This window comes from Bacillus sp. Bvel1 (assembly GCF_014872755.1).
In the GTDB taxonomy this organism is placed as follows: domain Bacteria; phylum Bacillota; class Bacilli; order Bacillales; family Bacillaceae; genus Bacillus; species Bacillus velezensis.
Genome location: NZ_JAAOBZ010000006.1, coordinates 962,099 through 975,179 on the forward strand (window position 1 = coordinate 962,099; position 13,081 = coordinate 975,179).

Sequence of the window (13,081 nt, forward strand, 5' to 3'; positions counted from 1 at the left end):
ATGAAGTATGTCATTGGAATAGACCTTGGAACGAGTGCTGTTAAAACCATTTTAGTCAATCAAAACGGCAAGGTTTGTGCAGAAACGTCCAAAAGTTACCCGCTCATCCAAGAGAAGGCGGGATATAGTGAGCAAAATCCTGAAGACTGGGTGCAGCAAACAATTGAAGCGTTGGCTGAATTGATTTCGATATCCAACGTTCAAGCCGGGGATATTGACGGGATTAGCTATTCAGGACAAATGCATGGATTAGTACTGCTTGACCAAGATCGGCGGGTGCTGCGTCATGCGATTCTTTGGAATGATACCAGAACGACGCCTCAATGCAGCAGGATAACCGAGACATTTGGCAATCATCTGCTTGATATCACAAAAAATCGTGTCCTTGAAGGGTTTACATTACCTAAAATGTTATGGGTGAAGGAACATGAGCCTGAACTTTTTAACAAAACCGCTGTTTTTCTGCTTCCGAAAGACTATGTGAGATTCCGCATGACTGGCGCCATTCACACCGAATACTCCGATGCGGCGGGAACGTTACTTTTACATATGACCCGCAAAGAGTGGAGCGATGAGATTTGCAATCAATTTGGTATTTCAGCAGAAATTTGTCCTCCGCTTGTGGAATCCCATGACTGTGTAGGATCGCTGCTTCCGAGCGTTGCAGCGAAGACAGGGCTGCTCGAAAAAACAAAAGTGTACGCCGGGGGAGCAGATAATGCTTGCGGTGCTGTCGGAGCCGGTATTCTTTCTTCCGGAAAAACGTTATGCAGCATTGGGACGTCAGGAGTCATACTTTCCTGTGAAGAAGACAAAGAAAGAGATTTTAAAGGGAAAGTGCACTTTTTTAATCATGGAAAAAAGGATTCTTTTTATACGATGGGGGTCACGCTCGCTGCAGGGTACAGCTTGGACTGGTTTAAAAGAACGTTTGCGCCGAACGAATCGTTTGAACAATTATTGCGGGGGGTGGAATCTGTTCCGATAGGAGCAAATGGACTGCTGTACACTCCTTACTTGGTCGGTGAAAGAACGCCGCATGCTGATTCATCTATTCGGGGAAGCTTGATCGGAATAGACGGAGCCCATAAAAGAGAGCACTTTTTGAGGGCGATAATGGAAGGCATCACATTCTCTTTATATGAATCAATTGAGCTATTCCACGAAGCGGGAAAATCAGTTGATACGGTTGTCTCTATTGGCGGGGGAGCTAAAAATGAAACGTGGCTTCAAATGCAGGCTGATATTTTCAATACGAGGGTGGTTAAGTTAGAGAATGAACAAGGTCCCGCCATGGGGGCTGCGATGTTAGCTGCCTTCGGAAGCGGGTGGTTTGACTCTCTTGAAGAATGTGCAGAGCAGTTCATTCATGAAGCAGCTGCATTTTATCCAAAAGAACAAAATGTTCAAAAATATAAAACACTATTCGAGTTGTATAAAAACATTTACGTTCACACAAAAGATCTCAATACAGCTTTAAAGAGCTTTAGACAAACCTAATTTTCAGGAGGTCAAAGGAAGAACAATAAACGGCCACTCATTATCAATGGCCTTGGTTTTATAAATCTGTTAACAAATGAGAAAGCCGGCATTAATAAATCATGGAATGCAATTCTTTCTCCCGTGCAAAACATTAAGCGATTACAGTTTAGGGATATCAAAGCAGCGGCAGCGCTAATATAACTTCAAATGTGTTAACTATTGAAGGAAACAGATAAGCATTCTTGTAAGTTGTGACTGCATCAGTCTAAACTCATATGACGATGAAATGAGAAGTATACACACAACACATCCCCTCACATTGCGTGGGGGATGTTTTTTATTATTGAGATTTTCCTGTTTCTTGAATCCGTGGGGATAGCCTTTCTGCAATGGATTCACAGGTATCACTCAACTTCAGGAGTTCCTTAGAAAATGAAGAAAGAACCTCGCCAAATTGGCCAGGTTCTTTTTATATTGCACAAAAACAGACACGGTGATATAATCAGAACACGCGCGCTTTCTGTGTGAAAAGTCATAGTTATCCATCTTATATTATGATTATATCATGCTGAAAAGCTCTTGTCAAATTTTTTTGAAGGGGAGATATAGAATGAGTTCTTTGGTTCTCGGCATTCACGAAATTGAAAAAACACAGCCTTTGCTCGTTGGAGGAAAAGGGTTACATTTAGGGGAATTATCAAAAATTCAAGGAATACAAGTACCGGAAGGATTTTGTGTCACAACCGCCGGATATCAAAAAGCCATTGAACAAAACGAAACGTTACAAGCGCTGTTGGATCAACTGACCATGCTGAAAGCGGAGAATCGGGATCAAATTGGTGAAGTCAGCAAAAAAATCCGGCAAACCATTATGGAAGCAGAAATTCCTTCAGATGTAGTCAAAGCAGTCGCTTGCCATCTCTCCCGGTTCGGCGAAGAACATGCCTATGCCGTACGTTCTAGTGCGACAGCTGAGGATTTACCGCATGCCTCTTTTGCCGGTCAACAAGACACCTATTTAAATATTACCGGCGTCGATGCGATCTTGCAGCATATCAGTAAATGTTGGGCGTCCCTATTTACGGATCGCGCGGTCATTTACCGTATGCAAAATGGGTTTGATCACAGCCAAGTTTATTTATCTGTTATCATCCAAAGGATGGTGTTCCCTCAGGCTTCGGGGATTTTATTTACCGCTGATCCGATGACCGGAAACCGAAAGCTGCTGTCCATCGATGCCGGTTTTGGACTTGGTGAAGCACTGGTCTCCGGCTTAGTATCTGCCGATTGTTATAAAGTACAGGACGGGAAAATCGTCGATAAGAGAATAGAAACCAAAAAAAAGGCTGTCTATGAACGAAGAGAAGGCGGAACGGAAACACGGGAGATCGATCTTGATCAGCAAAAGATTCAAACACTGACTGATGAACAAATTTTACAGCTGGCACGTATCGGGAGACAGATCGAAGCTCATTTCGGCCAGCCGCAAGATATCGAATGGTGTTTGGACCGCGATACTTTTTATATTGTCCAAAGTCGTCCGATCACAACGTTATACCCCGTTCCTGAAGCGAACGATCAAGAAAATCACGTCTATATCTCTGTCGGTCATCAGCAAATGATGACGGATCCCATAAAACCCCTTGGATTGTCTTTTTTTCTGTTGACGACTGCTGCACCCATGCGTAAAGCCGGCGGAAGGCTATTTGTCGATGTCACACATCAACTGGCATCCCCTAATGTCAGAGAAGTTTTCTTAAAAGGTATGGGGCAGCACGATCCGCTCTTAAAAGACGCACTTATGACCATAATAGAGCGAGATGATTTCATTAAGCCGATACCTGATAAAACGGCGCCGATTCCCGGCAAAGGCAATGCAGATATGCCGGATCAAGCTGAAAACGATCCTGCAATTGTTTCTGATTTGATTAAGAGCAGTCAGGCATCGATAGAAGAGTTAAAACAAAACATCCAGACGAAATCAGGATCTGATTTATTTCGTTTTATTTTGGAAGATATCCAGGAATTAAAGAATATTTTATTTAATCCAAAAAGTTCGGTGCTGATTCGAACTGCAATGGATGCTTCATCATGGATTAACGAAAAAATGAACGAGTGGTTAGGTGAAAAAAACGCAGCAGATACGCTTTCTCAATCTGTACCCCATAATATTACTTCAGAAATGGGGCTTGCGCTATTGGACGTCGCCGATGTGATCCGTCCTTATCCAGAAGTAATTGCCTATTTAGAGAATGTAAAAGATGATCACTTTTTGGATGGGCTGGTGAAGTTTGAAGGCGGGCGGGAAACCCATGACGCTATCTATGCTTATCTCAACAAGTACGGAATGCGATGTGCCGGAGAAATTGATATCACAAGAACTCGATGGAGCGAAAAACCAATTGCACTTGTCCCTATGATTCTTAATAATCTCAAAAACTTTGAGCCAAATGCCAGCCAGCGGAAATTTGAGCAAGGGCGGCAGGAGGCGTTGAAGAAAGAACAAGAGTTATTAGACCGATTGAAGCAATTACCGGATGGTGAACAAAAAGCCAGAGAAACTAAACGAATGATCCAAATCATCCGGAACTTCAGCGGATTCAGAGAATATCCAAAATACGGCATGATCAGCCGCTACTTCGTTTATAAGCAGGCTTTACTGAAAGAAGCCGAACAACTCGCAAAAGCGGGGGTTATTCATGAAAAAGAAGACATATACTATCTCACTTTTGAAGAACTTCAGGAAGTCGTACGCACAAATGAATTGGATTACCAAATCATCAGCACACGAAAAGGCGAGTACAAAGTATATGAAAAACTATCTCCGCCGCGTGTTATCACGTCTGACGGTGAAATCGTTACAGGCGAGTACAAACGAGAAAATCTCCCGGCCGGAGCGATTGCCGGGCTGCCCGTTTCCTCGGGAGTCATAGAGGGCAGGGCACGGGTTATTTTAAACATGGAAGATGCCGATTTGGAAGATGGGGATATATTAGTTACCCCCTATACTGATCCCAGCTGGACACCATTGTTTGTGTCCATAAAAGGCCTGGTCACTGAAGTTGGCGGACTGATGACCCATGGAGCGGTTATCGCGCGTGAATACGGCTTACCTGCAGTTGTTGGAGTTGAAAATGCAACCCTATTGATAAAAGATGGGCAGCGAATCCGCGTTCATGGAACAGAAGGCTCTATTGAAATATTATAATAGCGGGTGTGTGCAGCACGTCACCAGATATTTCCCGCATTTTAACTGACAAATACCGAACAAAAAGAAAAGCCGGAACCTTTTAGAAGAGGAATCCGGTTTTTTTATGTGAAAATGATTTAATGTGAGAACACCGCATTTTGTGGGCGAACCCTTACAAAAAAGATTCAGTGGCTAAATCTAACGATGACAATTTTATAAAGGTGAGTAATATCCTTTTTAAGTTCACAACCTCTGTAATCCTGATGAATTAAAAACGCCTTAGTTTTTTAACAACTATTTAGGGGTTTTGTTCATGAACAAGTCTTTATTCTGAATTGAATTGTTCGCCTTATTCTTCATAGCGGCAATATTGGCGCAGGCAGGGGAGAAAACTCTCCCGCTTACCAGAGTGAAAATAAAAAATGTTTATCTTAGATAGATTTTTTTAAAAAGTAAAGACGCCATAAAACTTCTTATGGCGTCTGTCCGAACTAAGGGATGCAATGTTTGGGAGACGAATATAAATCGTCAATGTGCTAGAAAAGGAATGCAGCACCTACAATGATTAACAAAATGAACAGCACAACGATCAATACGAAAGAACTTCCACCGTAATTTCCACCGTAGTTCCCCATATTATTGCCACCTCCTGTTGTTAGGATAGTACATAATATGCCGGACGATAAATTTCGACATAGATTTAAGTCTAAATAAGAAAAAATGGATATTAAGTCTAAAATGAAGAGCTTCTAAGAATATGAAATAATGGAAAGAGAGAAATGGATGGGACGGGTTGCTGTTTAAAGAGGAGGGATATGGCTCAACATGCAATAAAACTGTGTATGAAAGTGGTGAGCCATGAAGTTACTTCATCATGCAGAGCCACATACGAAGAGGTACAGGGAAATTATAGTTAACGAAAATATTCATCATTTCCCGGGCAAGCGCAGTATACGACAAATCAAAACAAATCACAAAGGGACAGAAGGTACGATACAAGGAGGCTGCTTGCGGGTTTGTGGTGCAGATAAAGTTTCCGTTTCAAAAAGGTCATATGTTTATTCGACACTTTACTTTTATTTCTGCAGAATGCTTGGAAAAGAAAGTCGGCAAAACTGCCGACTTTCCTAACGGAATTTAGATCTCAACAGATCTAAAGAAACCATCGACACTATCACCGGTGCCGCTATCATATTTCAGGATGTATTCTCCTTTTTGGTTAACGCTGAATTCTTGAATGAACGTTTTCCCCGCATTTAATGTCGTAGAGGATAAGAGTGTATTTCCATTAGGATAATTAATGGTGAATTTGAAAGATTTGCTGCCGTCATTCGCTACAAAAACTCTGATTTTTCCTGGAGAGCTGCCTTGATAGTTGAATGAAATCTTACCGGTACCGCCAGAAAAAGGCTGACACGCAATATACGGAGCGTCACATGACCAACCGGCAGGTTTCATGACTTTATCTTGATTCGGCAAAGATTTTGCAGAAACATCTGCAGCCCCCATTAGCGGAATTAACCCAAAAGCAAGAGCGCCGGCAATAATTTTCTTTTTCATTCGTATTCCTCCTCTTAATAGTGAATGTGATACAGTTATAAATTTACAATATTTATAAAATAATTCCTTCTTTTTCAAGTTGAGAGAAGAAGAAAAATTTAAAGAGGACAAATAAATGTCACAAATTAACAATCCATGCACTGCAGTAAACTGGTCAAAGCATGAAGATGATTTTACGCTAATGTTTTACAAGGCGATCTTCTCACTGTGAGTTAAAGAACAAGACGATTGTTAACCCTGTGCGGGTACGTAACAACTGAAAGAAAGTAAATTCCCAAGCAAGGAGTATTTCTTTAACCTGAAACTTTTATAAAGCATTAACGTATTACTTTATAAAGGTAAATAAGGAGGCTTCTGAATGGGATTAAAAAATTTCTTTAATACTGAGTTAAAATGCTCTATCTGCGGAAAAACATTAAAATCAGGGGATGAGATAACAGCTTATCTTACACTTCCGAGTGAGAAGAAGATGCCTGTGGGGAGAATGGACAAAGTGTTAAGCAAACACTCTGATAAGGTCTGCTGTAAAAAGTGCAGTGAGTAGGTTTTTAGTGTTATGAGGAACCTCTGGGGGGTTTCCTCATAACAGCTACGCTTCGGCAATGAATGACCTTGCATTATATTGGTATCAGGGTTAGTTCAGAGAGTACTTGCAAAATGAATAACCGCCGAATGGTCTGTAAAGTTTCTTTTCTGAACTAAATGACAAAGTCTTATTCAGTCTGGGTGGGGCGCTGAGCAAGAATAGAGATCAAAGGCTGCCGTATCATTCCCGGCAGCCTTAATGATTAGGAAGTAAAATCGATAACCATGCGGCCGGTCACTTTACCTTGCTCCAACTCTTCAAAAATATCATTCACATCTTCGATCGGGCGTTTTGTCACTTTAGGTACAACTTTGCCGTCCGCAGCAAATTGAAAAGCTTCCTTCAGGTCTTCTCTGGTACCTACTAATGAACCTACTACCTGAATTCCATCTAACACGAGACGGGGAATATCCAAATCCATTTTGTCCACCGGTAAACCGACAGCGACTACACGGGCTCCTGCTTTTACAACATCAATCGCTTGATTGAAAGGGGTTTTAGAGACAGCCGTGATGACCGCAGCATCAAGCCCTGAATCGTTAGTCACTTCTTTTGCCTTAGCGACGGGGTCTTCGTTTAAACTGTTTACAACCGCATCAGCGCCTAAGCTCTTAGCAAAATTCAATTTTTCATCGCTAATGTCGAAAGCAATCACTTTAGCGTTAAAGACGTTTTTTGCATATTGAACAGCCAAGTTGCCTAAACCGCCGACTCCAAATACACCGATCCATTGACCTGGTTTAATTTCACTGACTTTAACCGCTTTATAAGTTGTTACACCTGCACAAGTAATGCTGCTTGCTGCTGCAGGATCCAAATTTTCCGGCACCTTTATTGCATAATCGACCGCTACGATTGCTTCTTCAGCCATTGCGCCGTCAACTGTATAGCCGGCATTTTTTACATCACGGCACAAGGTTTCACGGCCTGTTAAGCAATATTCGCAGCGGCCGCAGCTTTCAAACATCCAGGCAATAGAGACGCGGTCGCCCTTTTTCAGGCTTGTTACGCCTTCACCAATCTCAGTCACAATGCCTATTCCCTCATGACCTAAAGTGACGCCGGTAACATCCCCGAAATCAGCATTTTTAACATGCAAGTCAGTATGACATACACCGCAGTATTCCATCTTAACTTTGGCTTCACCATGCCGCAAAGGACGTAATTCTTTTTGTACGATCGCTATACTTTTGTCTTTTGTTGCTACTACAGCTTTCAAATCATACACCCCTTTCAAATATTCGCAGAAAATTTTTACTTATCTTACAATTTAGCACACGGCTCTTCTTTTGAAAACCCTTACATTTTTTGCGGACAAGTGTCTCTACAAAAATTGAGGGAGCTATGCAGGGAGGATTCTGGATGATTTGTCATCCGAAGGGTGTTTAAATGGGGGTTTGTCATCTCCAAATGCACAGAATGCTTTGAATTTGTGGTCATAATCTTTCTATAGATATTTGACTTGCACTGCAGAGAATTACACCGGCAGGATATGATTTTACCCTTAGTGAAAAGAATTTCACGGGTGATCATTTGAACTTGAGCGCGGCTGATAAGGTGAATGGTGATGCAAACAGAAATCATTACTTATTGGTCACAAAAGGAGCCGGCTGCGGAGATGTGTGGATTTCACGGATTTGAACACGATGAGCCGGATGCAGATTGGTGAGCGATACACAGTCAAGGTATTTCCTTGACCTTTTTTATGGGTATACTGATAATTAAAAGTAATCATAGTATACTAAAGTTACAATAAAAGTAACGAAATACAAATTTTAAGGAGTTGCATAAAATCATTCTTTTAAAGAGAAGGGGATCAGGTTGGATCAGTTAATAAATCCTACGAAACATTCTTTTTATTTTAGGCTAAGTAAACATGACTGTTATAAAGTTAGAACAGGAAAGTGCTCCTTAGATTTAACTGATAAGGAATTTAATGCTTTAGAAGGCGAAGAGCATGAATATGCATTAAAATGCAGAAGATTGGCTGCGCACTACATAAAACCGGACATGCATAAAAAACATTCAGGAATATATGCAAGCGTAAATGCTTGCGGTCATATTTCGTTTAGTGATGGTCAGCACAGGATGTGTATCTGCAAAAGGTCAGGTGTCGATAAATTACTTATTCATTTATCAAACAACGGAGATTATATATGTCATATATGCCAGGACAAAAACAAAAAATTAACAGTTAAAGAAAAATTGAAGCAAAGGTTTTTTAAAAAGGATTCGAATAAACTTGCAAGAGAAAATGATTTTATTGATGATGAGTTTTTTGATTAAACCAATCTTTTATTTCAAATGGAGGGGTACATTTGGGTATACTCAACTTTTTCAAGAACAAAGTTAAAAATGAACAAAATGAGAATAAAAATAATAATATGAACACTGTTGGCGTTAATAACGAAACAGAGATGGTATCGAAAAAAGAAAATTTCCCAATCTTGATTCAAGAGACAGGCTTCTCAAGGAAATATGAAGAAAAGTCTGCATTTTTCGAGTATATAGACTTTAAGGTTGCAGGAACATCACACTATCAAAAAGATATTAAGAAAGCCATCAAGACTGAGGATGAAGACAGCTTTTTCTTCGATGAAAAATATGATGGTATGACAAATAAAGAGATTCTAGAATCAACTTTTGATGAGCCGATATTTATTTATCATAATTCCCTTTTCTCAAATTGTGAATTGCGGTTAGAAGAGAACAACAAGTACGATCCGGAAGCTATAGCTGTCTATGTAAATGATTGCAAAGTAGGACATGTTCCTCGAAAGAATTTTCAAGAAGGCAAGAAATACATTTACGATCAGTTAAAGAGTGGTATAAGGCACCCGATATCAGCAAGTTTGTATGGAGGGAAATATAAAGTTAACCGCGATGATACAAAGATTGAAACAGGAGAAACAGATTATAAAATTGAATGTCAAATAGTGATTAAAACAGACAAATAGACAATAAAACTACGATATTGTAAGTGCGAAGTAAATGAACGGGGCGGTGACTTGAAGCTGAATTCAACAAGATTAAAGAGCTATACCTACACATTGGCTTTTTCAAGTTTGTCGTATGGTTTGATTTTCGGGCTATATATGTTTGTATACTCGGGTTTTGTGCCAATTGCATTGGTTACTGTAGTTATCATTGCTTTTTACGCATTCATTACTTACTTTTTGTTTGCTGTTCCTGTGCAACTATGGCTAAGAAAGAAGCCTAAAAAGTTTAGTTTGGTTCATCTTTTCATTTATACCGCAGTCGCTTTTTTAGCTGTGTTCTTGTTCTGGCACATAGGTAATCCGTCAATTGATTTCACGGTTTTCAGAAGTTTCATTTATTACATAATGAGCATTGCTGCTGCGTTCATATATTGGTACTGGGACTCTATATTTCTGAGAAATTACAATGTTCATCGGAAGTAAAGCTGATGTTTCCAAAAGAAAGCGGGTGAGGAAAAATGGAATACATTGAGTTGACCAGGGACAATATTGATGACAATCATATTTGCTGTGCGTTAGGTACGAAACAATATGAGGATGCGGTAAATGAAAAGAAGAGCTGGCTCAAAGATCGGATGAGTGATGGCTTGGTGTTCTACCGCCTAAACGAACGGGCCAAAGTTTTTATTGAATATTTACCTGCAGAAGAAGCGTGGGTCCCGGTAAGCGCACCTCATTTTATGTTTATTAATTGCCTTTGGGTCTCAGGTAAATATAAGAATAACGGACATGCAAAACACTTGTTAGAAAAATGTGTGTCAGATGCAAAATCCCGCGGTATGGATGGGATAGTTCATATAGTGGGGAAGAAAAAACTCCCTTATTTAAGTGATAAGCATTTCTTCGAGCATATGGGATTTGCTGTGCAAGATGAAGCAGAACCCTATTTTCAGTTGATGTCACTGACGTGGAATGAACATGCACATCCTCCTGTATTTAAAAAACAGGTGAAAAGTAATTCCGTTAATGATGAGGGAATCACAATATTTTATACAGCTCAATGCCCATTTGCAGTCGGAGTGTTAAAGCATTTAAAGGAACTGACTGAAAAGAAAGGACTTCATTTTCAGGCCCTGAGAATAACGTCAAAAGATATGGCGCAAAAATCCCCGGCAGTTTGGACGACTTTTAGCATGTTTTATAAGGGGGGCTTTTCTCACTCATGAGATGATGAGCGTAAATAAGTTTGAAAAAATACTCAATAAGCTTTTAATGGCTTAACTTTGTTTTATTACTATTGCTCGTTTTTATATTCGATACTGAGGGTTTTTCACGAAAATTGTTCAGTACTTTACATTGCGGGCGGCAAATGAATGATTATTGTTTTTGACAAAGATGATAACACCCATCATTATAGTAAAAATAGATTGTGATAAGTTCTTCAACAAACGAAGAAGTTCTTTTCAAAGGTCGATAACAATGAAACAGGAGACTGCAAATGCAAAAAATTGAAACCCATCGCTTAATTTTAAGAAATTTTACCGAGAGAGATGCACAAGGTCTGTTGGAATATTCGGCACATCCGAGAGTGAATTGTTTTCTTGATGACAGAATATCTACGTTAGAAGAAGCTGCCGTAAATGTTCAAAAAAGAAGCCGAGATGACTCTTATATTGCAGTTTGTTTAAAAGACAGTAATGATCTAGTCGGAGAACTATTTTATTTAAAAGAAGAGCCGGATACCTATTCCGTTTGTTGGAATTTCAATGCCCGTTTTGAAGGGGCGGGATACGCAAGTGAAAGTGCGAAGGCTTTCTTTGAGTATCTCTTTATGCAAAAAGAAGCAAGAAGGCTTTATGCATATGTTGAAGATGATAACTGCAGGTCACAAAAACTATGTGAGAGATTAGGAATGCGTAAAGAAGGTTATTTTCTTGAATTTATTTCATTTACTGCCCACGAGGATGGAACACCTAAATATGAAAACACTTACCAATACGCATTGCTAAAGAAAGAATGGTTAAAACAAAAACATAGTTAATAGAATTTGTGGAGAAATAATCTTCCCTTTACCGAAAAAAACCTGCTGAAAGCAGGTTTTTTTGTATTTAGGTTACTAGTAACGATCAAAAAGATTCAGCTTGAAGGTTGGGAAAAACATGAAAATCATTATAGCAATGTTGTAAAATTAGAGAGAGGATGATTGTGACGGACATTTTGCAGTTTAGCGACAGAAGGTGCAGGAAGTAATTTGAATCAGCAATGTTCAATTCATTTTGATGAATTTAAAGAAGCGCTTGATAATCAAAATGTGAAAAGCAGTTCAGAGTCAAGGCCCATTTTGCGGTGAGACCGGAAATATGCTCTTCATCTTCTGATGTTGTTCAAAGCTGACACCTCTTGATGCTTATGTATAAGAAAATAATACCATTGAAATATATGTATAAGGTTGGAAACGGAGGGGATCAAAGTTGGTGCGATCTTGTGTAAAAGAAAGGATCAGGATGAATGTGACCAGCATCCACCCTGATCAATGGGGTTCACAGTGTTCTATTTCATTGTATTCCAATCGGAATAATATTACAAGGGTGAAAAAGAAATAAGCGGAATGTTTTCGGCTTCTTCTGTCTCTGGAGCGGGAAACGGAAAGTGAGATGTTTGAATGAAAATAAATGATTATCTGAAGGAAAGGTTTCCGACTTTAAAATTAGTGCCCGGCATTTATCATCAATGGGACGTGGGAATTCATTTTTCTCTCGGCGGCAATATGTATCAATTTAATGAAAGCGGTGCTTTGAATCTTGAGTATTTTCAGCTTGTTCATCATCAAACCGCCGCACTTTTCAATGAACTGTTTGAACATAGCGATGACATGTACCTTGTTGCCAACGTATATAAGCACAAAACTCAAGGTAATCACCCGAGAAAATTAAAGGTTTATCAGCCGTTTCTGAAGTGTAAGGATGATTTATATCGGATCCAGGTGAAGACCTGCCCCTGTCCGTTTGAAGAAGATGATGCAGAAGAATATGAAATGCAGCAGTTTTCTTTATTATGTAAACGGAAAGATCTGCGTATTCCCCAATTACTTAAGGCAGCCGTCCACGAAGATTTTCCGCTGAAGCCAAGGTTCGGGAGCTGTTCCGTTGGGTATCCCGATGTTTTCTTTGTGAATATGACAAAAGATATTATTTTCCTTCTATATGATGACAGAGGGTGTGAAGTCATCGCTCTTGATGCCGGAAGAATAGGAAAGCTTTATGATCAATATCACGATTGGATTGAATTGGACTGAAAAAACGAACACATGAATTCGAAGCCGCT

General features: G+C 39.8%; 11 protein-coding genes and 1 pseudogene. 9 read left to right on the forward strand and 3 right to left on the reverse strand.

Annotation, left to right across the window (positions count from 1 at the left end):
* Positions 1-1,500 carry a xylulokinase gene (xylB, locus tag HAP68_RS08520; RefSeq protein ID WP_024085338.1) on the forward strand — a complete coding sequence of 500 codons (1,500 nt, stop codon included), beginning with the start codon at positions 1-3 and terminating at the stop codon, positions 1,498-1,500.
* Between the two features lie 592 nt (positions 1,501-2,092).
* On the forward strand, positions 2,093-4,690 hold the full coding sequence (gene ppsA / locus HAP68_RS08525; protein ID WP_024085339.1) for a phosphoenolpyruvate synthase: 2,598 nt from the start codon (positions 2,093-2,095) through the stop codon (positions 4,688-4,690).
* Positions 4,691-5,208: 518 nt separating this feature from the next.
* Here ppsA and HAP68_RS08530 read toward each other — a convergent pair.
* The gene (locus HAP68_RS08530) at positions 5,209-5,307 is read right to left on the reverse strand and encodes a YjcZ family sporulation protein (RefSeq protein ID WP_003154037.1); all 99 of its coding nucleotides are present in this window, start codon (positions 5,305-5,307) and stop codon (positions 5,209-5,211) included.
* 502 nt (positions 5,308-5,809) lie between these two features.
* Positions 5,810-6,232 carry a hypothetical protein gene (locus tag HAP68_RS08535; RefSeq protein WP_003154036.1) on the reverse strand — a complete coding sequence of 141 codons (423 nt, stop codon included), beginning with the start codon at positions 6,230-6,232 and terminating at the stop codon, positions 5,810-5,812.
* 358 nt (positions 6,233-6,590) lie between these two features.
* Here HAP68_RS08535 and HAP68_RS08540 point away from each other — a divergent pair, with 358 nt between their 5' ends.
* Positions 6,591-6,776 (forward strand): hypothetical protein, encoded by a 186-nt coding sequence (locus HAP68_RS08540; protein ID WP_003154035.1) that lies wholly within the window; start codon positions 6,591-6,593, stop codon positions 6,774-6,776.
* Between the two features lie 244 nt (positions 6,777-7,020).
* Here the strand turns inward: HAP68_RS08540 and adhP are convergent, their stop codons facing one another.
* The gene (adhP, locus tag HAP68_RS08545) at positions 7,021-8,037 is read right to left on the reverse strand and encodes an alcohol dehydrogenase AdhP (RefSeq protein WP_024085341.1); all 1,017 of its coding nucleotides are present in this window, start codon (positions 8,035-8,037) and stop codon (positions 7,021-7,023) included.
* 602 nt (positions 8,038-8,639) lie between these two features.
* Here adhP and HAP68_RS08550 point away from each other — a divergent pair.
* From HAP68_RS08550 to HAP68_RS08575, 6 genes and pseudogenes are all read left to right on the forward strand, one after another.
* Positions 8,640-9,104: a hypothetical protein gene (locus tag HAP68_RS08550; protein WP_015388192.1), complete on the forward strand. Its 465-nt coding sequence runs from the start codon at positions 8,640-8,642 to the stop codon at positions 9,102-9,104.
* 32 nt (positions 9,105-9,136) lie between these two features.
* Complete coding sequence (locus HAP68_RS08555) at positions 9,137-9,775, forward strand: HIRAN domain-containing protein (protein ID WP_015388191.1); 639 nt, start codon at positions 9,137-9,139, stop codon at positions 9,773-9,775.
* Between the two features lie 51 nt (positions 9,776-9,826).
* Complete coding sequence (locus HAP68_RS08560; RefSeq protein ID WP_024085343.1) at positions 9,827-10,240, forward strand: UPF0715 family protein; 414 nt, start codon at positions 9,827-9,829, stop codon at positions 10,238-10,240.
* Positions 10,241-10,275: 35 nt separating this feature from the next.
* A pseudogene (locus HAP68_RS08565) lies at positions 10,276-11,038 on the forward strand (GNAT family N-acetyltransferase).
* A gap of 217 nt (positions 11,039-11,255) precedes the next feature.
* Positions 11,256-11,798, forward strand: a complete 543-nt coding sequence (locus tag HAP68_RS08570; protein WP_003154031.1) for a GNAT family N-acetyltransferase — start codon at positions 11,256-11,258, stop codon at positions 11,796-11,798.
* 621 nt (positions 11,799-12,419) lie between these two features.
* Positions 12,420-13,052 (forward strand): DUF3885 domain-containing protein, encoded by a 633-nt coding sequence (locus HAP68_RS08575; protein WP_024085344.1) that lies wholly within the window; start codon positions 12,420-12,422, stop codon positions 13,050-13,052.
* Positions 13,053-13,081: the final 29 nt, after the last annotated feature.